Origin of the sequence: Lysinibacillus sp. FSL W8-0992 (assembly GCF_038008685.1) — a bacterium.
Classification (GTDB): Bacteria; Bacillota; Bacilli; order Bacillales_A; family Planococcaceae; genus Lysinibacillus.
The window spans coordinates 4,096,389-4,123,260 of record NZ_JBBOZQ010000001.1 but is presented as its reverse complement, the minus strand read 5'-3'; the positions used below and the strand labels follow the sequence as shown (position 1 = coordinate 4,123,260).

Below are 26,872 nucleotides of genomic sequence, written 5' to 3'. Positions count from 1 at the left end.
GGAGATAGAAAATATGAAAAAGTGGGTTTGGGTTAGTCTTTTAGTAATAGTATGTGCATTAGCAGGATGTGCAAAGCAAGAAGAAAAAGGTGTAGAAAAAGAAGCAGATAAACCAGAACAACAAGAAGTAGCAACAGATGAAAAAGAAGATGCATCAGAAGCATTAGAAGACGGCGTAGATGAAGAAGCATTTCAAAAAGCTTTAGCAAGTTTCCCGGCAGAGGTGCCTGACAAGATCGTCACTACATCTGTCCCGTTAACAGAGATGCTTCACCTATTAGGAATTACACCAGTGGGAGTTCCAACATCGACAAATCCACTTCCTAAAGATTTTGAGGCAATTACGAAAATTGGCTCACCGATGGCACCGGATTTAGAAGTCATTTCAAGTTTACAAACAGGTTTAATTATTGGGGCATCAGCTCTTCAAAGCTCTTTGGATCAAGCATTAACAGGGATGAATATTCCAACAGCATATTTACCAACAGAGTCATATGATGATTTAAAATTAAGTTTCAAAGTACTTGGTACATACTTTGGAAAAGAAGATAAAATGAATGAAGTGCTACAAAGTATTGTAGCGAAGGAAAATGAACTAGAAACACAGGGGAAAGGCAAGGAACTTCCATCTGTAATGCTAGTGATTGGTACATCTGATTCATTCATGGTTATGAACGAAAAATCATATTTAGGTAGTTTAGTTGAACGTTTAGGTGCAGATAATATTGCACAATCCGTGTTAAAAGCAGAATCAACATATTCACCAATGAACTTAGAAGATATTGTAGTAGCTGATCCTGATATGATTTTCGTGTTAGCTTCAGGTGATCATGGAGCGAATGAAGATAAATTTAAGCAAGAAATTGAGAAAAACAGTGCATGGACGCAATTGTCAGCTTATAAAAATGACAAAATCTATATGCTTGATTATAGTACATTTGGTGTGACTTCCATTGCCAATGTAGAAACAGCACTTACAACAATTGCAGATTATTTCTACAAGTAAGAATGAGGTTTAACTATGATTAGTACAACGAGAAGTCGCATAATCGTAATCGTTACCTTTGTGCTGACATTAATAGCAGCGATTGTTGCCATTGGACTTGGAAGTGTCCATATTACAATTCCAGAAATACTATCAACGATATTAAATGGCCGGACAAATGAAGGTGTGTATACAACGATAATTTGGGATATTCGACTGCCACGTGTGTTACTAGCATTGATTATTGGCGCAAATATTGCAATTTCAGGTGCGCTATTGCAGGCGGTGATGGGAAATCCATTAGCTGACCCAGGATTGACAGGTGTAACAAGTGGTGCTGCTGCCTTTGTGTTAATTATTATGTTAGCGAATCCGGAATTCACAAGCTACATTCCGATAGCAGCATTTGTTGGGGGCTTGCTTGCGGCAACAATTGTTTACGCATTAGCTTGGCGCCGTTCAGGTATTTCACCAATTACCATTATTTTGTCAGGTGTTGCTGTCAATGCATTAGGTGGGGGCATCATTGGTTTCCTATCCATCATGTATAGTGATCGTCTTCCTTCTGCCGTGCAATGGTTAAATGGTAGCCTTGCTGCGAAGGGAAATGCTTCGCTACATATGATTTATCCGTACGCGATTATCGGTTGGATTGTATCAATCTTTGCTATCCGAAAGGCGAATATTATCCGCTTAGGAGACCAAGTTGCAGTGAACCTCGGCGAAAATGTAACACGTATTCGTATTATGTTATCAATTTTAGCTGTATTTTTAGCGGCTATCTCAGTAGCGGCAATTGGTATGATTGGTTTTGTCGGCTTAATCGTTCCACATATGGCGCGCATGCTTGTAGGCTCAGACTATAAGTACATGCTTCCGATGAGTATGGCGATGGGCGCTATAGTATTACTTATTGCAGATACAGGTGGTCGGACATTATTTGCGCCACTAGATATTCCAGCAGGGATTATTATGGCTGTTATTGGTGGACCTTATTTCTTATATTTAATGCGAAAGAAGGCGTTTTAATTGTTAAAAATTGAACAGCTATCTGTCCGTTATGAGCAAAAAGAAGTTGTCCATAATTTTTCATTTGATGTCAACAAAGGAGAGGTACTATCCATTATCGGGCCGAATGGCTCTGGAAAGTCTACTATACTAAAGGCCATTGCACGTATGCAGCCTTACAGTGGTGGGACAATTACCTTCGATGGCGAAAATATACGTCGACTTTCGTCTAAAGAAATTGCACAGAAAATGTGTATACTTAGTCAGCGAAATCAAGCACCAGCAGATATTTCAGTTCGAAATTTAGTCGCTTATGGTCGCTATCCACATAAAAAATGGTTTGAACGTTTAAATGCAGAAGATGAAGAAATCATTGATTGGGCATTAGAGAGAACGCAGTTAATGCATTATCGAGATCAACCAATTGCGGCGTTATCTGGTGGAGAATCGCAACGCGCATGGATTGCGATGGCATTGACACAACGACCACAAATTTTATTATTGGATGAGCCTACGACTTATTTAGATATTGCCCATCAACATGAAGTACTGGAATTAGTACGAGAGCTTAATCGTGAAATGGGGATGACCGTTGTTATGGTAATCCATGATCTAAATCAAGCATCTAGTTATAGCGACCAAATTGTCGTTGTAAAGGATGGATACCGAGCACAAATTGGTACGCCTGAAGATGTGATGACAGAAGAAATGATTCAGCAAATTTACCGGATGGAAGCGGAAATTCAATATGTATCATGGGATTCCGCTCCACGAATTCAATTAAAAAGTACTGTGAAGGCATAGGAGGAATTAGGATGCAAAAAGAAATTAACATGGACCAAATTAAACAGGATTATGAAGCGTTTATACAAGGTAAAAAAAGTTGTGTTCTTAGTCTTGTAGATGCAGAAGGTAAGCCGTTCAGCAGTACTACACCATTTGTGCGACTAAACGGGAAATTTTATGTTTATATTAGTCGGATTGCTGAGCATTTTAAACTAATGGAGCAGTCTCAATTTGTAGATTTAATATGTGTAGCAGACGAGGCAGTAACAGCTAACCCGTTTGCGACAGAGCGTGCACGTTGGCAATGTACACCAACTTTATTAGGTAATGAAGGCTATGAGGAAGTGTTTGCATTATTCGATGAAGTGCATAATGCGAAAATGATGCAATTATTGCGCACACTTGATTTTTCACTATTTGAGCTAACACCTTTAGAAGGTCGTTACGTTGTCGGTTTCGGTAAAGCGTTTGATATTGATGTAACTACTGACACTTTAAAACATGTAGTAATTGATAAAAAATAGCATAAACGTGAGCGTTTGATTTTCGCTCCGACTGTGCGCTTAAGCAACGCCCCGCGGAAAGCGAGCAACCCGCACCGGAAATTAGCCTTCACCTTTACAAAGCAAGCCCCACCGTGGTTTATTTCACGGTGGGGCTTGTCCTATTTATGAATATTATTGGTCAGTCGGATTGTTGTTAGCATTAATAGATCTCTTTAGCTCTATACAGCACATGGCATTTTCGAAAAACGAAAATACTGATGATTACGCTAATTACTGTTGGTATTAAAATGACTGACAAATTGACAGCTACCATTGATAAATAATAATGGATTGGAAAATTAACGGAAAAAATAAGTAATACATAAACGATCATTCTAAAGGAACGCATCCCTTTAGTCTCCTCTATATGGTGTGTATAAAATTGCGTACAAACAAGCAAAATAGCACAGCTAATATTTGCGAAATAAATAGCGAAATGCTCGAAGCTATTGCTATGCTCGTAAAACGGTGAAAAATAAATAGGGGCAGATGTGATAAACAGTAGTGCAATTAAGCCGTAACAATAAAGATAGTCCGCTTGTAACTGCATCTTTTTCGTTAAAGGAAGACTATTAACAAACAGTTCCCACTTCGCTTTATGATCTTGCGTATACATGCTTTCGACTATCGTCGCAGAAAAAATTAACGCAAATATGACGATAGAAGAGGCACTGAAAAAATGTAAGTTTATGAAAGTAATGGACAAACTAATTATAAGCAACAAAAGTATATACCATTTTTGCATAGACAATCTATGCCATAATAAAGCTTTCATAGTGCATGCAACCTCCCTCCTAAAATTCCTTACGTTTATAGATTGCTGTTGAAATAAGAGAAGATAACCATAAAATAAAAAGTCCGATAAAAGGTGCGAGATAGCTCAAATGTTGTAGTTTAGAAACAACTAGCAAAATATTCGCAAAGTACTCATCTAACATACCGATAATCAAGCCTGGAATAAAGCATAGGAAAATAAGAACGAATCTCCCTTTTACAGAGCCGAATTTTATATAGATTGGTAATAATAAAGCAAGCATACATAATGCTGCCGCAATAATAAGGTTAAATGTAAGGAAATAATTAGCTGTTTCCCAATTGTTGGTGAAGTGATTAATTATAAAAACAATAGGTAACGCAATAATCAATGCGATAAACATTAGAAAAAGGCTGAGCATGTATTTGCTAAGGACAATTTCGCTCTTTGAAATGGGTAAAGTATTGGCATATTTATCAAAATCACATAGTTCATCATAAGTAAGAGCAGTAACTGCTTGAATAATTAGGATAAATAAAATAAAGGGAAAAATAAAATAACCTTGCCCAAACACAATGGATATAAAAAGAATGGGGAAAAGAAAAAGGACTTGTGTCTTTAATTGCCGTTGAATGGTCATTAAATCTTTTACTAGAAGAGCAGTCATAATTGAACACTACCTTTCACGTAAAATAGCATGATATCTTCAATAGTAGGCCTTTCAACGGTAAATGCTTCACTTATTTCATTTTTTAGAACAAGTACCTCAAGCCCGAAAGCGCCATTACGTTTGCGGATAATGGCTTGCTCTGGTAAATCGCTTACTTCCTCTTTGTTCCCTTTGAAAATACCGTAGTCATACAGTAAGACATCCTTGCTTTCACTAAATAAAATTTCACCATTATGAATAAATGTAATATAGTCAGCTATCTTTTCTAAATCACTCGTTATATGTGATGAAAATAAAATGCTATGTGTCTCGTCCTGCATAAAATCTAAAAACAAGTCGAGAATTTCATCACGTATAATTGGATCTAGTCCACTTGTCGGTTCATCTAAAATCAATAATTTTGGATGATGCGATAACGCTAATGCAATTGATAGCTTCATCCTCATTCCTCGAGATAATTCTTTTACCTTTTTTCGCTCAGGTACTTTAAATTGTGCCAATCGCTCAAAATAATAGGTAGAATCCCATGTTTTAAATACCTTTTTCATAAATTTGTCGAGCTGCGTCGCATTAAGCGTTTCAGGTACATGCAGCTCGTCGAAAACGACACCGATGTCGTTTTTTATCGCAAGCTCATGTTCGACAATATCTTTGCCGAATAGCAATATTTCGCCATATTCTTTTTTCAATAAATTGAGCATGCATTTAATAGTAGTTGATTTGCCTGCACCGTTCTCACCAACAAAGCCCATAACAGTTCCTTGTGGTACTGAAAAACTAATATCTTTTAATGAAAAGCCTTCAAAGATTTTGTGTAAATCATGAATTTCTATGGAATTCATTTAGTTGTCCTCCTCTACAATTAACGAAAGTAAGTCTCCTAATTCCTCTTTTGAAAGACCTGCAGTTTTGGCTGTCCTTACGGCTTTTTGCAGATGCTCCTCTACTTGACGCAATAATTCCTCACGGAGAAAGTCTTGGTTGCGTTCAGTGACAAAGCTACCTTTGCCAGCTACGGTTTCAATAAAGCCATCTCGCTCTAAATCTGCATAAGCTCGTTTTGTTGTCATTACGCTAATTTTGAGATCCTTTGCGAGTGCACGAATAGAGGGGAGTGCATCGCCAGCCTGTAATTTACTTGCTAAAATTGCCTCTTTTAGCTGTACAGTAATTTGCTCGTAAATTGGTTTATCACTCGCATTGCTTAAATGGATATGCACAAATTTTCACCTCTCATGTTTAACAAACTGTATATACACACTATACACAGTTCAGCCTAAAGTTGCAACATTGAAGTACTTTCAATATGGGGCACGATTTGCAAAAACTCGGCATATATTGGGTTAACGGCTCAAGGAGGGAGATGAGGCATGCTATTATCTGAAATGGTGGATAAAGAGTTAATTCAGGTTGAAGGTGGTGTACATTTTGGCATACTGGCACACACAGAATGCCTATTAGATGTGCAGACAGGTAAGATACATGGATTTGAGATTATTAAAGAAAAATTACCATTCCAAAAGAAGAAAGTGAAAGTTAGTGAAATGATTCCATGGCATGAAATTATATTAATTGGGGAAGATCGTATTTTATTTAACAAAACAACGACGGTACAGTCCGAATTTTTACAGTGAGGTGAGCTTTTGGAAAACGAAAAATGGCTGGTGATCGGCGAGGACTCAAGGTTAAAAGAATTAGCAACGATGCTGCGAAGCTCTTCACGTACAGTATTCTATAAAAGAACTTCAGTTTGGAATGAGGAGTTAAATAAACTTGTTTTAGAGTTCCAGCCCAATAAAATTATTCTACCTATACTTCCATTGAAGATAGAAGTAGAACAATTATATGGCATATCACAAGTTAAGTTTTATACTGGGCGATTGACAATGCATTGGAAGCAGTTGCTAGAAAAAAATGAAACTAATTGCTATTTACAGCAAGAGTCTTTTATTTGGCAAAATGCGAGGTTGACAGCGGAGGGATTTATCGCCACGTTCTACGGACTCGAGCAGAAATGTATTTACGGACAAAACTTTACAATCGCAGGCTTTGGACGCATCGCCAAAATGCTCGCTTCTTTACTCGTAAAGATGGGTGCTAACGTGCATATTGTTGCGCGTTCAGTGGTACAAGTGAGTGAAGCGAAAGCATATGGCTATAAAGCGTCTGATTTAGATGATCGAAAATGGTCGATACATGATGGGATTTTCATCAATACGATTCCTGCCAAATGGATTACAGAATCGTTTCAGGACCATGTGCCTGCTGTGCTATATGATTTAGCTTCAGAGCCAGGCTGTTTAGATATTGATGCTGACCAGTTACAGACATATGTACTATTGCCATCATTACCTGGGAAATACTTTGCACATGATGCGGCAGAAATTTTGTGCAAGGCAATAGAGGAGGAAGAAAATTGCTGACGGGTAAACGAATTGGTTTAGGCATTACGGCTTCACATTGCACGTATGAGGATGTTGTACCCAAAATTCAAAACTTTATCAATGCAGGGGCTACAGTTATCCCGATTATTACCCACTCTGTATTACACGCTGCTACACGTTTCGGTACAGGAGAAGAATGGATTGCAAAAATAGAGGAATTGACAGGACAAAAAGTGATTTCTTCTATAAAAGAAGCAGAACCATTTGGACCTTCCAATCCATTGGATGCAATGGTTATAGCTCCAATGACCGGTAATAGTATTAGTAAATTTGCCAATGCAGCGACAGATAGCCCTGTGCTGATGGCGGCAAAGGCAACATTGCGAAACGGTTCACCTGTCGTGCTAGGCATTTCCACAAATGATGCACTTGGCCTAAACGGCATGAATATTATGAAACTGCTCAATTCAAAAAACATCTACTTTATTCCATTCGGTCAAGATTCACCCCACGGAAAACCGAATTCATTAATTGCTGATTTTAATCAAATGGTCGAGACGGTTGATGCAGCAATTACGCAGAAAACGCAATTACAACCACTGTTGATACAATATTTCAAATAAATCATTAATTGCACACAATTTTCAGTATTTTTATGATACAATAGCACACATTATGGAACTTGTATTCAAGGAGAGATGACAGATGACTAAGCAGTTAACAGTTGCAGTTGTAGGGGCAACAGGAGCAGTAGGTTCAAAAATGATGGAGCAACTAATTAAACGAAAATTTCCAATCGGACATATTAAATTTTTAGCTTCTGCACGTTCTGCAGGAAAACCAATCGAATTTAATGGTAAGACATATACAATTGAAGAAGCGACACCAGAAGCTTTTGAAGGCGTCAATGTCGCTTTATTCTCTGCGGGTGGTTCTGTATCGGCAGTGCTTGCGCCTGAAGCGGCAAAACGCGGGGCGGTAGTTATTGACAATACGAGCCATTTCCGTATGGATCCAGAGGTACCGTTAGTTGTACCTGAAGTGAATCGCGGCGATCTTGCTAAACATAAGGGGATTATCGCAAATCCAAACTGCTCTACAATTCAAATGGTTGCAGCACTTGAACCAATCCGTGCAACATTTGGCTTAACGAAGGTATTAGTATCAACATACCAAGCAGTTTCTGGTGCAGGTATTTCAGCAATTGAAGAATTAAAAGCACAAAGCGCAAACTGGGATGCAGGTAAAGATGTAGAAGCGAATATTTTACCAAGTGGTGGCGACAAACGTCATTTCCCAATTGCTCGTAATGTCATTCCACAAATCGATAAATTTACAGACAATGGCTTTACATACGAAGAAATGAAAATGATTAATGAAACGAAGAAAATTATGCATGCACCAGAGCTAAAAGTAGCTGCTACTTGCGTACGTGTACCTGTCGTTTCAGGACATTCTGAATCTGTTTATATAGAAGTAGAAAAAGATACGACAGTTGAGGGGATTTTCGAAGTATTACGTCATGCACCTGGAATTGTATTACAAGATGATATCGCAACACAAACTTACCCAATGCCAATTTACGCAGAAGGGGAAGATGCTACTTTTGTAGGACGTATCCGTCAAGACTTAGACAATAAAAAGGGATTCCATCTCTGGATCGTATCAGATAATTTATTAAAAGGCGCTGCATTGAACTCTATCCAAATTGCAGAAGCAATGCTTGAGGATAAATTACTATAAGAGGGGTGTAAGGATGAATTTAGGTCGAATTGGAACGGCAATGATAACGCCGTTTAAGGAAGATGGTACGATTAATTATCCGGAATTAGAACGTATTATTAATTACTTAATAGATAATGGCACTGATTGCATTGTTGCATGTGGCACAACCTCTGAAAACCCAACTATGACCACAGAAGAAAAAATTGAAGTAGTAAGATTTACAGTAGAGAAAGTCGCAGGCCGTGTACCAGTTATTGCGGGTACAGGGGATAACGAAACGGCTTATTCTATCGCCATGACGCATAAGGCTGAAGAAAATGGTGCAGATGGTATTATGTTAGTAGCACCTTATTATAATAAGCCAAACCAACGAGGTATTTACGCGCACTTTGAAACTATTGCAAAAGAAACTAGGCTGCCTGTAATGCTTTATAATGTACCGGGACGTACAGGTGTGAACGTGGCATATGAGACGTCTGTTGATTTAAGTAAAATTCCTAATATCTCTTGGATTAAAGAGGCGAGCGGGAATTTAGATCAAATGGGCGATATTATTGAAAACGTTGAAGCTGTTGATAATTTCTTTGTATATAGTGGAGATGACGGATTAACATTACCGTTGCTTGCAATAGGGGGCGCGGGAGTAATTTCAGTTGCGTCGCATGTCGTTGGAAATGATATGCAGTTAATGATCCGAATGTTTGAAGAAGGAAATCACAAGCAAGCTGCGAAAATTCACAGAGCATTATTACCATTAGTACGTGCATTGTTTGCCCAACCGAATCCTTCACCAGTAAAATACGCAATGACTAAATTAGGATTTGATACATTAAATGTTCGTCTACCAATGGTAGAAATGACGGATGAAGAGAAAGCAAACTTTGATTTAGTATGGGAAACATACCAAGAAAAAGCGAAAAGCTTTAGATAGTGATAGATGATACTATAGACAAACTCAACAATACGAGTTTGTCTATAGTTTTTTTAACATTGCGGTGCCAGGCACTCAAACAATTTCTCTGCGATTTGCTGAGGTGTCAGGCACTCAAACAATTTAATGATAAGCTAAGTAAAAATCCACGAAGACGCCTGCGGGACTAACCCACAACGTAAGACGCAACAAACCGCGCGCACGCGAGGGTTGCAGCTTACACTGTGCCCGCGGAAAGCGGAGTGGATTTTTACGCCATAGGGGTTAAAATAATCGCATTACCTATATTTTTAATTTGTGCAAAAGCTTTGCAAACCGTATAATGAAAATAAGTGGTTGCTGTTCGGGATATTTTTTAGGAGGAAACAAATTGACAAAAAAGAAAAATGAACTAATTCGCATCATTCCACTAGGTGGCGTGGGCGAAATCGGAAAAGCAATGTGCGTAGTAGAAATTGACGAAGAGCTATTTGTAGTAGATAGCGGTTTAATGTTCCCAGAAGACGAGATGCTGGGCATTGACATCGTAATTCCTGATATTACGTATTTAGAAGAAAACAAAGAGCGTGTTAAGGGGATTTTCTTAACACATGGTCACGAGGATGCTATTGGTTCAATCGCTTATATTTTACAAAAAGTGAAGGCACCAGTGTACGGATCAAAATTAACTATTGCGCTCGCAAAAGAACATTTAAAAGAATTACCTGCACCACATCAGGTGAAATTCTTTGAAGTAACAAATCGAAGCCGTATGAATTTCAACTCTACGTATGTGACATTCTTCCATACAACACATAGTATTCCCGATTCATTAGGAGTTGTGTTCCATACTTCTGAAGGGGCGATTGTTCATACAGGGGAGTTTAAATTCGATCAGTCTGCGACAGGTAAGTTCAAGCCAGATTTAGCAAAAATGGCGCAATTAGGTGAAGAAGGCGTATTTATTTTACTTTCTGAGTCTTGTGAAGCAGAGCGACCAGGCTATACGACATCTGAAATTGTGATTGAGGAACAACTATCAAAAACTTTCCATTCAGCACCAGGTCGTATTTTAGTAGCTGTATACGCATCTAACTTCATTCGTATTCAACAAGTATTAACACAAGCTCAAAAATCATTCCGTAAAGTGGCGATTGTAGGGAAACCTCTAGAAAAAGCTGTTGATCTAGGTGTACAGTTAGGTTATTTAACGGTTGAAGAAGATACTATTATTCCTATCTCTGATATGCAAAAATATCAAGAAGAAGAAATTATTATTATCGCAACTGGTAATAGAGGCGAACCGCTAGACGCGCTGGAAAAAATCGTTCGTAAACATCACCGAGATATTAAGATTAAACAAAATGATACAGTACTCATTACGTTTACTCCGTCTCCAGGTATGGAAGTACAAATGGCTAACACAATGAACTCCATTGCAAAAGCAGGAGCTGAAATTTTGACATCGAGCAAAAATGTCCATGTTTCAGGGCACGGCAGCCAAGAGGATTTAAAGCTAATGCTGAATTTAATGCAGCCGAAATACTTTATCCCTGTTCAAGGTGAATATCGTATGCTTATTGCTCACTCTAAACTAGCTCAACAGTTGGGTATGCAAAAATCACAAATTTTCATCGCCGATAAAGGTGATATAGTAGAATATAAAAACGGTAAAATGCGTATGAGCGGTCGAGTACAAGCCGGCAATGTATTAATTGACGGTATTGGTGTAGGCGATGTTGGAAACATTGTTTTACGTGATCGTAAATTACTATCTCAGGATGGTATATTCATTGTTGTTGTCACATTAAACCGAGCACAAAAGAAAATCGCATCAGGTCCCGAAATCTTATCGCGTGGTTTTGTCTATGTACGTGAATCAGAGCAACTGATGGTGGAAGCATCTGAAATTGCGAAAACCGTCATTGAAAAATACGTTGGAAAAGATACATTTGAATGGACAAACATTAAACAAGAGATTCGAGATACATTGAATACTTATTTATTCCAAAAAACGAAGCGCCGCCCAATGATTATCCCAATCATTATGGAATATTAAAATTTTAAACGACTATTTTACGCACGTTGCTACTAACGTGACATTTACGTAGCGTTGCCGATTGAATTTTCAAAAGGTTTGCTGAATGTCTTATAAAAAAATGCGACATTGCTTAAGCAAGCAACCTTTGAAAAATGGACTTGCCCTATAAGCGAGAGTTGTATTTTAGAGCAAGGTAAGGGAAAGTAGCGAAAGAAGAAAGGATTTTCTAGCCGATAAAAAACGGTGGAAAATCCTTTTTTTGAAATAATCGGGTTCTACATGATATTATTCGCTACATATATAGAATGGATTGCAAAAGAAGGTGAAAAAGATGGCAAGTAGTAAAAGAAGAAAAACAACAAAAGCAAAACCAACATCTGACAAAAAAGAAATGCATCCACTCATGTACGAAATTTTTGGGCTCATCTTAATCGCAATTGCGGTCATTATGATTTTTGAATATGGCATGATTGGACGTATTTTACAAACAATTGCCATGTTTCTTTTAGGAAATTTACATTTTGCAGTGCCATTTATGCTGATATTTGTTGCATTGCTATTAATGATTGGGCAGAAAAAAGTAAGCATGAAAGACCGACTTATTTTAGGAATGTTTTTAATTGTGATGAGCTTGACTATTTTTAGTCATGGGATTTTATTTGAGCAATTATCAAAATCAGGTGGCTTATTATCTGAATCGGTTCTGAGAGAGTCGTGGCGAATCTTAATTAATTCGGAAGGTGTGGTTCATCGCAGTGATGCACTTGGCGGTGGAATGGTAGGCGCTTTGTTATTTAGTGGTCTTCACGTATTATTTGAAGCGACAGGTGCGAAAGTGGTTGCTTGGGTTATTTTCTTTATCGGTTTAATTTTAGTGACGGGCAAGGCACTTGTTCCGTATTTAGCTGAAAAAATGCCTGTGCTTTTTGGGAAATGGCAAAAAAAACAGCGAGAAAAGAAAAAAAATGCGCCAAAGAAAGCAAAAAGTCGTCGTTCAAGAGCAGAAAGTACTGCGGACGAAGTTGCAGCTGTTGATCACGCCCATGAAGTACATGAGGAAGAGGAAGTTTCTCATGAGCCAATTATCTCAGCCTTTACACAAAATGTATCACATGAACGTGAAGAACCACTGCCAATCGCTGAGCACGTAGAAATTGAAGAAGGAGAGCTTATTGATGACGTCCACATTGGAAGTGCAGATGCTGTTGAAAATGCAGATTATCAACTTCCCTCATTCAATCTTTTGCAAATGCCTCCACAGCACGACCAAAGTGGTGAATATTCCGTAATTCAGGCAAATGCGAAAAAGTTAGAGCAAACTTTGCAAAGTTTCGGGGTAAAGGCTAAAGTGACGCAAGTCCATTTAGGGCCTGCTGTTACGAAATATGAAATACTGCCAGATATCGGCGTAAAAGTAAGTAAAATTGTTAACCTTCAGGATGACCTAGCTTTAGCACTTGCAGCGAAGGATATTCGTATGGAGGCACCGATTCCTGGTAAATCGGCAATTGGTATTGAAGTTCCTAATAGTGAGGTAGCAATCGTGACATTGCGAGAAGTGCTAGAATCAAAAGATGGAGCGAAGCCAGATTCGTTGTTACAAGTAGCACTAGGCCGTGATATTACTGGACAAGCCGTGTTAGCAGAGCTTAATAAAATGCCGCACTTACTTGTAGCGGGTTCAACAGGCAGCGGGAAAAGTGTGTGTATAAATGGCATTGTGGTATCCATACTAATGCGAACAAAGCCACATGAAGTTAAGCTCATGATGATTGACCCGAAAATGGTGGAATTGAATGTCTATAATGGAATTCCTCATCTGTTAGCACCAGTTGTAACCGATGCTCGAAAAGCGTCACAAGCACTTAAAAAGGTAGTATCGGAAATGGAACGACGCTATGATTTATTTTCACATACGGGCACTCGAAATATTGAAGGCTACAATGGTCATGTACAAAAAGTAAATGAGCAAACAGAGGAAAAGCATCCGAAGTTGCCGTATATTGTAGTGATTGTCGATGAGTTAGCAGATTTAATGATGGTAGCCTCCAATGACGTCGAGGATTCCATTACGCGTTTGGCGCAGATGGCTCGTGCGGCGGGTATCCATTTAATATTAGCGACTCAAAGACCAAGTGTAGACGTTTTAACGGGTGTTATTAAGGCAAATATCCCTTCACGAATTGCATTTGCAGTATCATCAGCTATTGATTCGAGAACGATTTTAGATATGGGCGGGGCAGAGCGTTTGCTTGGCCGTGGCGATATGTTATTTTTACCTGCTGGTGCTTCTAAACCTAAACGAGTGCAAGGTGCTTTTTTATCCGATCAGGAAGTTGAAGCGGTTGTGAATTTTGTTATAGAACAACAAAAAGCACAGTACCAAGAAGAGATGATTCCGAGTGAAGAAGAGACAGTTTTAGAAGAAACGGATGAATTATTTGACGAAGCAGTCCAATTAGTTGTTAATATGCAGACAGCTTCGGTGTCCATGTTACAACGTCGTTTCCGTATTGGCTATTCTCGTGCTGCTCGCATAGTCGATCAGATGGAACAACGCGGTATTGTAGGGCCTCCAGAGGGCAGTAAGCCTCGACAAGTGCTTATTCATCAGTATGATAATTGATTCCTTAAAAAGGAAAAACAATCATTTTTTTCAGTATTTATGTCCAAATGTTTGCGACAAAAAGAAGGAAAAAATGATTTCTATAATTGATTTTGCTTAAAATAGTTTATTTCATTCTGCAAAAATGTTATATTTATGAACGATTAGTAGGAATGTTGTACATCAGATGTCTGATCTCTGATTTTGGTGGTGATTTATGTGACTATAAAAGCAGATCATCGTCATCTCTATCTTCAAGTAATTGATCGTTTAAAGTCTGACATTGAGACGGGCGTTTTTAAAGAAAATGAAAAACTTCCTTCAGAGTTTGAATTATCGAAATCACTAGGGGTAAGTCGAGCAACACTTAGGGAAGCGCTTCGACTGTTGGAAGAGGAAAATGTGATTGTGCGTCGACATGGGGTTGGCACTTTTGTTAATCCTAAGCCGTTGTTTACTTCAGGCATCGAGCATTTATCCAGTATTTCTTCTATGATCGAAACAGCAGGTATGGAACCAGGGTCTCGTTTTTTAAAGGCAACGGAGAATATCCCTTCTGATGAAGATTTAAAACGCTTCCAATGTGATGGCGAAGATAAAATACTCACGATTGAACGCGTCAGAACAGCGGACGGTGAGCCAGTAGTTTATTGTATAGATAAATTACCAGCAAGCTTCCTGCCTACTGACTTTGTTGACAAAAAAGAAGTTTCACTTTTCTCTGCACTTGAACAATCGGGTAAAATTCATGTTGCCTATGCTGTAACTTATATTGATCCAGTAGGGTATCATGAACAAGCATCACCGATACTAAATTGTGGTCGTGAAACTGCTCTTTTAGTATTGAAACAGCTCCATTATGATGATAATGATCAAGTAGTGCTGTATTCAAAAAATTATTTCCGAGCTGATAAATTCAGCTTCCATGTAGTACGTAAACGGGTGTAGAACATTTCTAAATTATTTTCCTGCTAATTACAATACCTCGGGGGGTTAACAAAATGAAAAAACGTAAATTTGGTTTAGTATTATCTTCAGTTTTAGCTGCAAGTGCAATTCTAGGTGCATGTGGTGCGAAGGACGAAGAAAAACCTGCAAAAGACAATGCATCAGGAGACAAAAACACTGAGGAAACTTTCTCAGTAGCGATGGTTACTGACGTAGGTGGCGTTGACGACAAATCATTTAACCAATCTGCATGGGAAGGTGTTCAAGCTTATGGTAAAGAACACAGCCTATCAAAAGGTGATGGTGGTTTCGACTATTTACAATCAGCTTCTGACGCTGACTATGAAACAAACTTAAACAACTTAATCCGTCGTGACTTTAACTTAGTATTCGGTATTGGTTTCATGATGGCAGATGCTGTTGAAGCAGTTGCAGCTGACAATGCAGATAACCACTTTGCATTAATCGATGCTGAAGTAAAAGCTGATAACGTTGTAAATGTTCTTTTCAAAGAGCAAGAAGGCGCATTCTTAGCGGGTGTAGCTGCTGCTAAAATGTCTAAATCAGGTAAAATCGGATTTGTAGGTGGCGTAGATATTCCAGTTATCAATCGTTTTGAAGCTGGTTTCGTTGAAGGTGCTAAAGCTGTTAACCCTGATATCGAAATTCAACGCAACTATACTGGTGCATTTGACAAAGCGGATCTTGGTAAAATCGCTGCAAACAGCATGTACTCTTCAGGCGTAGATATTATCTTCCACGCTGCTGGTGCAACTGGTAACGGTGTATTCTCTGAAGCTAAAGAACGTAAAGCAAAAGATCCTAACGCGAACGTATGGGTAATCGGTGTAGATGCTGACCAATACGATGAAGGTAAAGTTGATGATAAAACAAACATTACTTTAACTTCTATGTTAAAAGGTGTTAACGAAGCAGTAGTAGATATTTCAAACAAAGCAAAAAATGGTGAATTCCCAGGTGGTACAACAGTTGTCTACGGTCTAGCTGAAGACGGCGTTAAACTTGCTGACTCTCGTGGTGCAATTCCAGCAGACGTACAAGCTGTTATTGACGAATATAAAGAAAAAATTTCTAGCGGTGAAATCGTAGTTCCAGAAAAAGTGGAAAAATAATTCATCTCTTAATCATCATAAGGGCTTTACAACTGCCCTTATGATGATTTTTCAATCTATCGTTATATTTTGACTATTTGTAATACTCTGTTTGGATATATTTTATTTTTATATTATTTTTCCATATTGAAATAAGATTATTATATTATCGTAACTTAAGATAATGATGGTACCAAGTTAATAGAAGAAAGGTTTCTAACGATGACCTTTCCTGTATTAATTTATTTTTCTGTTAGAAAATGCCTTACCTTTAGGTGAGGTTCAATACAGGTGTTTTTTTATTTAAAGAAATTGCAACGCTTTTGAATAAAGTTAAACCTTAGGCTGGGCTGTATTGCAATAGAGGCAGGTAGAAATACACTAGAGTACAATTATTTTAGAGAAAATTGCCTAATAAGGGAGTGACAATATTGGAATACGTGATTGAAATGCTTGGAATCCGCAAAGAATTTGGTGATTTCGTAGCGAATAACAACATCACCCTCCAACTAAAAAAAGGCGAAATCCATGCACTACTAGGAGAAAATGGTGCTGGTAAATCGACTTTAATGAACGTCCTTTTTGGTCTGTATCAGCCAGAGGGTGGAGAAATTCGTGTTCGTGGGAAAGCTGTTAAAATTACAAACCCAAACGTTGCCAATGATTTGGGGATTGGCATGGTGCATCAACATTTTATGTTGGTGGAAAACTTTACAGTGACAGAAAACATTATATTAGGTTCTGAACCTACTAAGATGGGCGTAGTCAATATTAAAGACGCAGCGAAAAAGGTGCAAGCGCTTTCTGAGAAATATGGTCTAGATGTAGATCCTAATGCAAAAATCGAAGACATTACAGTTGGTATGCAGCAACGTGTCGAGATTTTAAAAACACTTTATCGCGGTGCAGAAATACTAATTTTCGATGAACCGACTGCTTCTTTAACGCCACAAGAAATCACTGAACTGATTCAAATTATGCGTCGATTAATCGCTGAAGGTAAATCAATTATATTAATTACGCATAAGCTGAAAGAAATTATGGATGTTTCCGACCGAGTAACAATTATTCGTAAAGGTGAAGGGATTGGGACGGTTGTTACGACTGAGACAAACCCTAATCATTTAGCTGAATTAATGGTTGGTCGTCAAGTAGAGTTTAAAACAGAAAAAATTGATGGAAATCCAACTGATGAAGTACTTTCAATTGAGAATTTAGTCGTAACTGACTATCGTAATATCAATAAAGTAAAAGGCCTTAACCTCACTGTACGTAAGGGTGAAATTGTTGGTATCGCTGGTATCGATGGCAATGGACAATCTGAGTTAATCGAGGCAATTACAGGCTTGCGTAAAGTAAAAGGCGGAATAGTGAAGTTTAACGGTAAAGATGTTACGAACATGAAACCTCGTAAAATTACTGAGGAGGGTGTTGGACATATCCCGCAAGATCGTCATAAGCATGGTTTAGTACTCGACTTCCCAATCGGTCATAATATTGCACTCCAAACATATTACCAACCGCCAATTGCAAAAGGCATTGTAATGGATTATAAAAAAGTATCAGAAAAAGCGAAGCAAATTATTAAAGAATACGATGTACGTACAGGTAATGGCGAAATGACGCCTGCCCGCGCTTTATCAGGTGGTAACCAGCAAAAGGCGATTATTGGTCGTGAAATTGACCGAAATCCGGACTTATTAATTGCGGCACTACCGACACGTGGACTTGACGTAGGGGCAATTGAATTTATTCACTCTCGACTTATAGAGCAACGTGATAAAGGAAAAGCCGTATTATTAATTTCTTTTGAACTAGATGAAGTAATGAATGTTTCAGACCGTATCGCTGTTATTTATGATGGTCAGATAGTGGATGAGTTAAATCCAAAAGAAACAACAGAGCAAGAGCTTGGTCTATTAATGGCGGGGCAAAGTAAAAAAAATAGCACAAATATAGCGAAGGAGGGGAACGACTAATGTCAAATCGTGTCATTAATATACTCGTTCCTATCATCTCTATTATTATCGGTTTAATTGTAGGTGCTATCGTAATGGTAGTCAGTGGCTATGATCCAATACAAGGTTATAGTGCTCTTTGGACAGGTATTTTTGGAGATTCATATTCAATAGGGAACACAATTCGTCAAATCACACCATATATTTTGGCGGGTCTAGCGGTAGCATTTGCCTTCCGTACAGGTTTATTTAACATCGGTGTTGAAGGTCAGTTAATTTTAGGTTGGCTTGCAGCAGCATGGGTAGGTTATGCTTTTGAACTACCAAAAATCATTCACTTACCGTTAGCATTGCTAGCAGCAGCAGTAGCTGGTGCATTTTGGGCCTTTATTGCAGGTTTCTTAAAAGCGAAATTTAAAGTCCATGAAGTAATTGCGACAATTATGTTAAACTATACAGCACTTTATATTGCGAATGCTGTTATTAAAAAATTGTCAGATGGTAGCTTTAAAACAGAACGTGTTCTTGAATCGGCTTCATTACGTTCTCCGTTTTTAAGAGAGCTTACAGACAATTCAAGTCTTCACTATGGGATCCTAATTGCACTTCTTATGGTAGTTGTAATGTGGTTCATTTTAGAAAAAACAACACGTGGTTATGAGTTAAAAGCAGTTGGCTTTAATCATAATGCAGCAGAATATGCTGGTATGAGTGTCAATAAAAATGTCATTTTAGCAATGACAATTTCAGGTATGTTTGCAGGCCTTGGTGGTGCGATGGAGGCGCTTGGTACATTCCAAAACGCATCGATTAAAGCTGGCTTCACAGGTATTGGTTTTGACGGTATTGCCGTTGCTTTACTTGGTGCCAATACACCACTTGGCGTAGTATTCGGGGCTTCGTTATTCGGCTCGTTAAAATACGGTGCTCTTAACATGCCAAATGCTGCAGGGATTCCTGAGGAAATCGTGTCTATCATTATTGCCTTAATTATCTTCTTTGTAGCATCAGGTTACGTTATTCGAGTAGGTTTACAAAAGTTAAGTAAGAAAAAGGAGGGACAATAACATGACCTTTTTAGAAATGTTATATTTCATCATCCCTTCTGCAATCCTATATGCGACACCATTAATTTTCACTGCAATCGGTGGTGTATTCTCTGAGCGTTCAGGTGTTGTTAACATCGGGCTAGAAGGTTTAATGATTGTCGGCGCATTTGTTGGTATTTTTGTCAATTTAGAGTTTGCAACACAATTGGGATCCGCAACAGTCTGGGTGGCAATGCTTGCAGCTGTTATTATAGGGGGGATTTTCTCCTTACTACACGCGGTAGCATCTATCACATTCCGTGCCGATCAAACGGTATCAGGGGTAGCTATTAACTTACTTGGTTTAGCGGTCACTGTATTCTTAGTAAAATTGATTTATGATAAAGGTCAAACAGATATGATTGACCAACCAATTCGTCGTTTTGCTATTCCATACTTACAGGATATTCCGTTCTTTGGACGTTTATTATTCCATGATGTATATAGCACATCGATTTTAGCCTTTGCAGTGGCAATAGGTGCTTGGTTTATTATTTATAAAACACCATTTGGATTACGCTTACGTGCAGTAGGGGAACATCCAATGGCTGCAGATACAATGGGTGTAAAAGTTAATAAAATGCGTTATATTGCCGTAGTTATTTCAGGAGCACTTGGTGGTCTTGGTGGTGCGGTTTATGCGCAAACAATTACACATGACTTTTCACACGCAACGATTGCTGGTCAAGGTTTCATGTCACTTGCAGCAATGATCTTTGGGAAATGGCATCCAATCGGTGCACTTGGAGCAGCATTGTTCTTTGGTTTAGCGCAAACATTAAGTATTGCAGGGAACCAAATTCCATATGTGCAAGAAATCCCAGCAGTGTATTTACAAATCTTACCTTACGTGTTAACGATTTTTGCGTTAGCAGGATTTATTGGTAAAGCAAATGCACCAAAAGCAAGTGGTCAACCATATATTAAAGGCAAACGATAAGTCTAAGACAGCATGTTTATTCGTTGAACTACTAGACCGAGTCGAAAGAAATGAAGCGAGTAAACAAAAGACTGGGCAATCAAGCCCAGTCTTTTGCCTTATACAAATAATAATTTACAAGCTTATTTTCACTTTCTGTATACATACTTTGGATTCTTTTTGCAATTATAGACAATAGACATGTATAGTATTTGTAGTACATTGTTATATTAAGAAAGATAGGAGGGTTTCATATGTTTAAAACAATACCTTTTGCAAAAGGTGTCAATTTGCATATCCGACAAACGACCCAATTTAAAACAGTAAATTTCTCGATTAAATGGAGAAGAGCATTAACGGCCAAATGTGCGTCTGAACGTACGGTGTTAACAAATGTATTGCAACACAGCAATGCAAAATATACAACAACTGCCGCATTTCGTAGTTTTTTAGATGACCTATACGGGACAGTATTGTATTTTGATACATCAAAGCGTGGTAACGAACATACGGTATTGATGAATATGGAAACCGTAAACGATCAATATTTGGCTAATACAAGTGTCTTAAATGAAGTACTAGGTGTAATGCATGCGGCAATTTTTGAGCCGAATTTAGAAAATGGTGTATTTAAAGAATCAATTGTAGAACGTGAAAAGAAAATGGTCATCCAACGTATTGAATCCATTTTTGACGATAAATCTCGTTTTGCACAAATGCGTCTGCAAGAAATATTACGTCCAAATGAACCTGCCTCTATTTCGGCAAATGGTACAGTAGAAGACATTAAAAATATCACACCGTCATCTCTGTTGGCAGCGTACGAATCAATGCTAACGACGGACAAAATTGATATTTATGTTGCAGGTGATATTAATGAAGATGAGCTTGTTGCAAAATTAAAAGAGGCTCTACCATTTAAGGACCGTATTCCTGAGGAAATTCCAACTGTATCGCCACAAAAACACCCACAAAATGATTATGTCCGTGAACAGCAAGAAATGAAGCAAGGTAAGCTGCATATAGGTTTTAGTACTCCTGTTCGATTTGGTGATGCTGATTTTGCAAAAATGCAGATTTTTAACGGTATTTTTGGTGGTTATCCGCATGCCAAGTTATTTATGAATGTGCGAGAAAAAGAAAGCCTGGCTTACTATGCCTCTAGCTCATATGCATCACACTATGGCTTATTATTCGTTGTGTCAGGTATTGAGGCGAAAAATGAAGAAAAAGCACTCAATCTCATTAAAGAGCAACTTGCTGTTATGCAAGCAGGGGAAATCACTGATTTAGAATTAGAACAAACAAAGGCGATGTTAACAAATCAGTTAAAAGAATCTCTTGATTCAGCGCGTGGTCAAATCGAAATTTTTGACCAATATAAAGATTTGCCTGAGGAGTTCTCTGTAGAAGCATGGGCAAATAAATGGCGAGCTGTAACGAAAGAAGATGTAATTGAAATGGCGAAGCAAGTGCAGTTAGAAGCGGTCTATTTCTTATCAGGAAAGGAGCAAGCTGCACAATGAAAACAATTGAATTCAAACAATTAGATGAAACACTTTACTATGAAAAATTAGAAAACGGCTTAGATGTATATATCTTGCCGAAAAAAGGCTTTTCAAAAACTTTTGTCACGTTCACAACGAAGTACGGCTCAGTAGATCGTACATTTGTACCGCTTGGTGAATCGGAAAGTATTACAGTGCCAGATGGAATCGCACACTTTTTAGAGCATAAAATGTTTGAAAAAGAAGATGGAGATGTATTCCAGAAATTTAGTGAATATGGTGCTTCAGCCAATGCATTTACTTCCTTCACTCGAACTGCATATTTATTTTCATCAACAGATAATATATATAAAAGCACAGAAACATTATTAAATTTTGTCCAAGAACCTTACTTTACAGAAGCTACTGTTAACAAAGAAAAGGGCATTATTGGCCAGGAAATTACAATGTATGATGACCAACCAGATTGGCGTCTATACTTTGGTACGATTGAAAATATGTATCATAATCACCCTGTGAAAATTGATATTGCGGGAACAATTGAATCAATTGACGGCATTACGGCTGACCATTTATACACGTGCTACAATACGTTTTATCATCCGTCTAATATGTTGTTATTTGCTATAGGTGCTGTCGAGCCAGAAGAAATGATGGCGTTCATTCGCGAAAACCAAGGAAAAAAAGAGTTTCCAGAGCCTACACCAATACAACGCTTCTTTGATGAAGAGCCAACAGATGTTGCCATAAAAGACCGTACATTACACATGGATGTTCAAAAGCCTAAGGTCTATATTGGTTTAAAAGCTCGAGAAACGAATTTGTCTGGTCGGGAAATGTTAAAACATGAGCTATCAGTACAAATTGCTTTAGAACTTATTTTTGGTCGCACTTCTAATTTTTATGAACGTGTGTATGATGAAGGTTTGATTGATGAATCGTACGCATTTGACTTTACTTTAGAAAATGGTTTTGGCTTTGCGTTAATTGGTTCGGATTCAACAGAACCTGATGCATTAGAAAAAGCGATTAAAGCCGAATTGGAAAAATACGAAAAAAACGCGCAATTTGCAAGTGAAGATTTAGAGCGCATTAAGCGTAAAAAAATAGGCTTTTTCTTACGTGCATTAAATTCAATTGAATTTATTGCAAACCAATTTACGCGTTACTCGTTTAATGATATGAATTTGTTTGATGTAGTGCCTGTCTTAGAAGAATTAACAATTGAAGATTTAACGCAAGCGTTTGCTTCTATTCAAGGAGAGTCTCAACAAACTGTGTTTAAAGTTTTACCAACAGAGAAGGGCGCCTAGTGAAAAAGTTTGCCCTTATATTAGGTGCATCAGGTGAGATCGGTCGTGCTATTTGCCACAGTTTGGCAGAGGACGGCTGGTCTCTCTATGTGCATTATTCAAACAATGAGCAAATGGCTCAAACATTATGTAAAACGCTTGTAAGTCGTTTTCCTGCTCAGGAATTTATGCTTGTACAAGGTGATTTTACAAAAATAACAGCGGCGCAAGCGTTAGCTTCCCAAATATTTAGTGTACAGGCAATTGTTTTTGCTAATGGTCAAGCGCATTATTCATTGCTGGAAGACACTACGGTAGAAGATATGGATGCATTATGGCGTGTTCATGTGCAAAATCCAATGCATTTAACGGCTTTATTATCCTCAAAACTCCGTACCCATGATGTGAGCTATGTGCTTTTTATCGGCTCTATTTGGGGCGAGGCAGGTTCCGCAGGTGAGGCACTTTATGCAACGGTGAAAGGCGCGCAGCATGCTTTTGTGAAGTCCTACGCCAAAGAAGCTGCATTGTCTCGCATTCGTGTGAATGCTATTGCGCCAGGCTTTATTAATACTTCGATGAATAGCCATTTAAGTGAAGAGGAATTGCAATATATTTTGGACGATATTCCTTTAGGAGCGGTCGGTCAAACAACGGATGTAGCGGAAATGGTTCGTTTCTACTTATCCGGCAAAGCAGACTATGTGACAGGACAAATAATTCGATTAAATGGTGGCTGGTACATATAATATTTCTTTTTGCACATACTACTTGTGTAAAGGAGGAGGAAACATATGACCATTTTAGAAAACTGGCAAAAATGGACATCTTTTTTAGGACAAAACGTAATGCAAGCTGAATCAAGCGGTATGCCAAAGAAAATGATTCAACAGGCTGCTGTCCAAATTGGCGAGTATTTAGCGACTAATGTCGATCCTAAAAATGAACAAGAGCGAGTGCTGTCGGATTTATGGGGCGTTGCCTCTGATGATGAAAAACATGCATTGGCGAATTGTGTCGTAAAACTTGTGCAAAATAAACATGTGCAATAAAAAAAGAGGAGAGCTACTCTCCTCTTTTTTCTATTAAAAATCGATAATATTGCGGAAAAGGGAACGTATGTAAGTCTATTTCCAATACTACCAAAAAAAATTAGTAAGAAATTAAAAATAACGCTATAATTCCATGTATTCTAACTTTCCATTACATAAAAAATCAGCTATGATGGAACTTATAAAAGATTTTTTACGTTAACTAATAGGAAGGGAACGAGTGTGTTTGAGCGATTGGTACTTTGAATATGAAATTCAGGTGAATCGCCCTGGATTATTAGGAGATATTGCTTCACTTTTAGGGATGCTTCGAGTCAATATTATATCAATTAATGGTGTCGATGAAGATCGACGTGGTATGTTAGTGCATACAGACAATGATGAAGCAATTGAGCGTTTTCGTACAATTGTTTCGACAATGGAACATATCCACGTTACTAAATTTCGACAACCTAAACTCCGTGATCGTTTAGCTATCAGGCATGGTCATTATATTCCACGAGATGCAGACGAAAAAAATACCTTCCGCTTTGTACGAGATGAACTAGGTATTTTAGTGGACTTTATGGCAGAACTCTTTAAAAAAGAAGGTCATAAGCTCATTGGAATACGTGGGATGCCTCGGGTTGGTAAAACAGAATCTATTGTTGCGGCAAGTGTTTGTGCCAATAAAAAATGGATTTTCTTATCGTCTACAATGATTAAGCAAACTATTCGTAATAAGCTCGCCGGCGATGAATTCAGTGACAATAATATTTTTATATTGGACGGTATTGTTACAAGGCGTTCCGAGGACGAGCGACATTTGCAACTAGTACGTGAAATGATGAATATGCCTTCTATTAAAGTAGTAGAGCATCCTGATATGTTTATTCAGCATTCTGAATATAAGATTGAGGATTTTGATTATATCATTGAACTACGTCATCACCCTGATGAAGAAATTACTTATGAAATAATGGAAAAAAATCATATGATGTCCGAATCCGATTCATTTGGAGGATTTAATTTTTAATTTGATATTAAAGTAGGTGTTATTAGTGGCAGAATTAGGTACTCGACTGAAAGAGGCGAGACTGTCTAAAGGCTACAGCTTAGACGATTTACAAGAAATAACGAAAATTCAAAAACGTTATTTAGTAGGGATTGAAGAAGGCAATTATTCAATTATGCCAGGTTCGTTTTATGTACGAGCATTCATTAAACAATATGCTGAGGCTGTTGGGTTAAATCCAGAGGAAATTTTAGAAACGTATAAAAACGAATTACCAGGCACAAAGAACGACCAAGTTAGCCAATCGATGACTCAAACTTCAACTAGAAGAAAAGTTTCAAAAAGCCCTTCAAATAAAATGATGGAGGCTATGCCAAAAGTCATTGTCGCTTTATTTATTATCGTTATTATTGTTGCAATTTGGGTTCTTTTACAATCAAAAAGTAAAACTGGAACAAATGAATATGATGATACGACGCCAGTGGTGGAGTACGATAAAAAACCAAAACCAATTGATAGTGAAAAAGACAAAGCGGAAGAAGATAAAAAGGCTCAAGCTAATAAAGATAAAGATTCGACAGATGAAACAAAAGATGAAACACCAGATGAAAGTAAAACTGAAGAAGATGTTAAGCAAGCGATTTCAGCAGGCACAATCGAAGCAGATGGCGCTACAACTTCTTACACGTTAACAGGTGCTGAAACATTTAAAATACGCATTGAAGTATCAGGTCCTACATTTATTGGTATTCGCGACCAACAGCAACAAGAATTACTTGCAGATACGCGTGTTTATAACGCAGGTGAAGTTGTTGAGTTTGATGCAACAGCGCAAAACTATGCTCGTATTCGTTTAGGCAATTCAACTCAAGCTAAGGTTTATATTAATGACGAACTTTTAACGTACGCACAGCAAATCGTAACGCAAAATATTGTCGTCAATTTCAATAAAGAACAGTAGTCATCCTAATGATGACTACTTTCTTTCATCATGAAAGGTGTTAGAAAAATGAACATTCCAAATAAAATTACCATTTCACGTATCTTACTTATTCCGTTCTTTGTAATTGTTATGATGTTTGATTTCGGCTGGGGAACAATGAACTTATTTAGTGCAGAAATGCCAGTCCATCATTTTGTAGGAGCTCTTATTTTTATTATTGCATCAACGACGGATTGGGTAGATGGTTACTATGCGAGAAAGTATGATCTTGTAACGACGTTTGGTAAATTTTTAGATCCTTTAGCGGATAAATTACTTGTCTCTGCAGCGTTTATTTTAATGGTAGAGCTTGGTATGGCACCGGCTTGGGTGATTATTGTTATTATTAGCCGTGAATTTGCGGTAACTGGTTTACGTTTAATTCTTGCAGGTGGTGGAGAAGTCGTAGCGGCGAATCAGCTTGGTAAGATTAAAACATGGGCACAAATTGTAGCTATTGCAGCTGCTCTTTTACACAATACAATTTTTGTGATTTTCGGTATCCCATTTGATACAATAATGCTATATATAGCATTGTTCTTTACACTATGGTCTGGATGGGATTATTTCTATATAAATCGACGTGTATTACTTGAGTCTAAATAA

27 protein-coding genes are annotated in these 26,872 nt (G+C 37.9%); 23 read left to right on the top strand and 4 right to left on the bottom strand.

Features of this window, described 5'->3' with window-relative positions:
* Positions 1-13: 13 nt before the first annotated feature.
* Genes NSQ74_RS20635 through NSQ74_RS20620 form a run of 4 tightly spaced genes read left to right on the top strand, consistent with a single transcriptional unit; the run spans position 14 to position 3,303 of the window.
* Positions 14-1,006: an ABC transporter substrate-binding protein gene (locus NSQ74_RS20635; RefSeq protein WP_340825788.1), complete on the top strand. Its 993-nt coding sequence runs from the start codon at positions 14-16 to the stop codon at positions 1,004-1,006.
* 15 nt (positions 1,007-1,021) lie between these two features.
* Positions 1,022-2,014 carry a FecCD family ABC transporter permease gene (locus tag NSQ74_RS20630; protein ID WP_340825787.1) on the top strand — a complete coding sequence of 331 codons (993 nt, stop codon included), beginning with the start codon at positions 1,022-1,024 and terminating at the stop codon, positions 2,012-2,014.
* Positions 2,015-2,797 (top strand): ABC transporter ATP-binding protein, encoded by a 783-nt coding sequence (locus tag NSQ74_RS20625; RefSeq protein ID WP_340825785.1) that lies wholly within the window; start codon positions 2,015-2,017, stop codon positions 2,795-2,797.
* A gap of 11 nt (positions 2,798-2,808) precedes the next feature.
* The gene (locus NSQ74_RS20620; protein WP_340825784.1) at positions 2,809-3,303 is read left to right on the top strand and encodes a HugZ family pyridoxamine 5'-phosphate oxidase; all 495 of its coding nucleotides are present in this window, start codon (positions 2,809-2,811) and stop codon (positions 3,301-3,303) included.
* A gap of 181 nt (positions 3,304-3,484) precedes the next feature.
* On the opposite strand, the gene NSQ74_RS20615 is transcribed toward NSQ74_RS20620, so the two are convergent.
* Genes NSQ74_RS20615 through NSQ74_RS20600 form a run of 4 tightly spaced genes read right to left on the bottom strand, consistent with a single transcriptional unit; the run spans position 3,485 to position 5,968 of the window.
* Positions 3,485-4,099, bottom strand: a complete 615-nt coding sequence (locus tag NSQ74_RS20615; RefSeq protein ID WP_340825783.1) for an ABC-2 transporter permease — start codon at positions 4,097-4,099, stop codon at positions 3,485-3,487.
* 19 nt (positions 4,100-4,118) lie between these two features.
* The gene (locus tag NSQ74_RS20610) at positions 4,119-4,745 is read right to left on the bottom strand and encodes an ABC-2 transporter permease (protein WP_340825782.1); all 627 of its coding nucleotides are present in this window, start codon (positions 4,743-4,745) and stop codon (positions 4,119-4,121) included.
* Entirely contained in the window at positions 4,742-5,590 is an 849-nt protein-coding gene (locus tag NSQ74_RS20605) for an ABC transporter ATP-binding protein (protein ID WP_340825781.1), read from the bottom strand. Before NSQ74_RS20605 ends, NSQ74_RS20610 begins: the two co-directional genes overlap by 4 nt.
* Positions 5,591-5,968 carry a GntR family transcriptional regulator gene (locus NSQ74_RS20600; protein WP_340825780.1) on the bottom strand — a complete coding sequence of 126 codons (378 nt, stop codon included), beginning with the start codon at positions 5,966-5,968 and terminating at the stop codon, positions 5,591-5,593.
* A gap of 150 nt (positions 5,969-6,118) precedes the next feature.
* On the opposite strand from NSQ74_RS20600, the gene NSQ74_RS20595 reads away from it, so the two are divergent.
* The 19 genes from NSQ74_RS20595 to pgsA all read left to right on the top strand — a co-directional run bounded on the left by NSQ74_RS20595 (position 6,119) and on the right by pgsA (position 26,872).
* Positions 6,119-6,382, top strand: a complete 264-nt coding sequence (locus NSQ74_RS20595) for a YlmC/YmxH family sporulation protein (RefSeq protein ID WP_173477709.1) — start codon at positions 6,119-6,121, stop codon at positions 6,380-6,382.
* Positions 6,383-6,391: 9 nt separating this feature from the next.
* Entirely contained in the window at positions 6,392-7,171 is a 780-nt protein-coding gene (locus NSQ74_RS20590) for a dipicolinate synthase (RefSeq protein ID WP_340825779.1), read from the top strand.
* Complete coding sequence (locus tag NSQ74_RS20585; RefSeq protein WP_340825777.1) at positions 7,165-7,755, top strand: dipicolinate synthase subunit B; 591 nt, start codon at positions 7,165-7,167, stop codon at positions 7,753-7,755. Before NSQ74_RS20590 ends, NSQ74_RS20585 begins: the two co-directional genes overlap by 7 nt.
* 82 nt (positions 7,756-7,837) lie before the next feature.
* The gene (locus NSQ74_RS20580) at positions 7,838-8,875 is read left to right on the top strand and encodes an aspartate-semialdehyde dehydrogenase (RefSeq protein ID WP_340825776.1); all 1,038 of its coding nucleotides are present in this window, start codon (positions 7,838-7,840) and stop codon (positions 8,873-8,875) included.
* 13 nt (positions 8,876-8,888) lie between these two features.
* Positions 8,889-9,788 (top strand): 4-hydroxy-tetrahydrodipicolinate synthase, encoded by a 900-nt coding sequence (gene dapA / locus NSQ74_RS20575; RefSeq protein ID WP_340825775.1) that lies wholly within the window; start codon positions 8,889-8,891, stop codon positions 9,786-9,788.
* A 370-nt stretch (positions 9,789-10,158) separates the two neighbouring features.
* A complete protein-coding gene (locus NSQ74_RS20570; protein ID WP_340825774.1) occupies positions 10,159-11,826 on the top strand; it encodes a ribonuclease J in 1,668 nt (555 codons plus the stop codon).
* 313 nt (positions 11,827-12,139) lie between these two features.
* On the top strand, positions 12,140-14,434 hold the full coding sequence (locus tag NSQ74_RS20565) for an FtsK/SpoIIIE family DNA translocase (protein ID WP_340825773.1): 2,295 nt from the start codon (positions 12,140-12,142) through the stop codon (positions 14,432-14,434).
* 198 nt (positions 14,435-14,632) lie between these two features.
* Positions 14,633-15,361 carry a GntR family transcriptional regulator gene (locus tag NSQ74_RS20560; protein ID WP_139860220.1) on the top strand — a complete coding sequence of 243 codons (729 nt, stop codon included), beginning with the start codon at positions 14,633-14,635 and terminating at the stop codon, positions 15,359-15,361.
* A 53-nt stretch (positions 15,362-15,414) separates the two neighbouring features.
* Positions 15,415-16,494 carry a BMP family lipoprotein gene (locus NSQ74_RS20555; protein ID WP_340825772.1) on the top strand — a complete coding sequence of 360 codons (1,080 nt, stop codon included), beginning with the start codon at positions 15,415-15,417 and terminating at the stop codon, positions 16,492-16,494.
* Positions 16,495-16,904: 410 nt separating this feature from the next.
* Positions 16,905-18,452: an ABC transporter ATP-binding protein gene (locus NSQ74_RS20550; protein ID WP_340825771.1), complete on the top strand. Its 1,548-nt coding sequence runs from the start codon at positions 16,905-16,907 to the stop codon at positions 18,450-18,452.
* On the top strand, positions 18,452-19,498 hold the full coding sequence (locus NSQ74_RS20545; protein ID WP_340825769.1) for an ABC transporter permease: 1,047 nt from the start codon (positions 18,452-18,454) through the stop codon (positions 19,496-19,498). The genes NSQ74_RS20550 and NSQ74_RS20545 overlap by 1 nt, the downstream gene beginning before the upstream one ends.
* Before the next feature lies 1 nt (position 19,499).
* Positions 19,500-20,459, top strand: a complete 960-nt coding sequence (locus tag NSQ74_RS20540) for an ABC transporter permease (RefSeq protein WP_340825767.1) — start codon at positions 19,500-19,502, stop codon at positions 20,457-20,459.
* 233 nt (positions 20,460-20,692) lie between these two features.
* Positions 20,693-21,964, top strand: coding sequence for an EF-P 5-aminopentanol modification-associated protein YfmF (gene yfmF, locus NSQ74_RS20535; protein ID WP_340825765.1), 1,272 nt, complete (start codon positions 20,693-20,695; stop codon positions 21,962-21,964).
* Positions 21,961-23,259, top strand: a complete 1,299-nt coding sequence (yfmH, locus tag NSQ74_RS20530; protein WP_340825764.1) for an EF-P 5-aminopentanol modification-associated protein YfmH — start codon at positions 21,961-21,963, stop codon at positions 23,257-23,259. The genes yfmF and yfmH overlap by 4 nt, the downstream gene beginning before the upstream one ends.
* Positions 23,259-23,987 carry an elongation factor P 5-aminopentanone reductase gene (ymfI, locus tag NSQ74_RS20525; protein WP_340825763.1) on the top strand — a complete coding sequence of 243 codons (729 nt, stop codon included), beginning with the start codon at positions 23,259-23,261 and terminating at the stop codon, positions 23,985-23,987. The genes yfmH and ymfI overlap by 1 nt, the downstream gene beginning before the upstream one ends.
* Before the next feature lie 45 nt (positions 23,988-24,032).
* Positions 24,033-24,290, top strand: coding sequence for a DUF3243 domain-containing protein (locus NSQ74_RS20520; RefSeq protein WP_173477695.1), 258 nt, complete (start codon positions 24,033-24,035; stop codon positions 24,288-24,290).
* A gap of 226 nt (positions 24,291-24,516) precedes the next feature.
* On the top strand, positions 24,517-25,305 hold the full coding sequence (locus NSQ74_RS20515; RefSeq protein WP_340826522.1) for a DUF3388 domain-containing protein: 789 nt from the start codon (positions 24,517-24,519) through the stop codon (positions 25,303-25,305).
* Between the two features lie 16 nt (positions 25,306-25,321).
* Positions 25,322-26,245: a helix-turn-helix domain-containing protein gene (locus NSQ74_RS20510; RefSeq protein WP_340825761.1), complete on the top strand. Its 924-nt coding sequence runs from the start codon at positions 25,322-25,324 to the stop codon at positions 26,243-26,245.
* A gap of 48 nt (positions 26,246-26,293) precedes the next feature.
* Positions 26,294-26,872: a CDP-diacylglycerol--glycerol-3-phosphate 3-phosphatidyltransferase gene (gene pgsA, locus NSQ74_RS20505; protein ID WP_340825759.1), complete on the top strand. Its 579-nt coding sequence runs from the start codon at positions 26,294-26,296 to the stop codon at positions 26,870-26,872.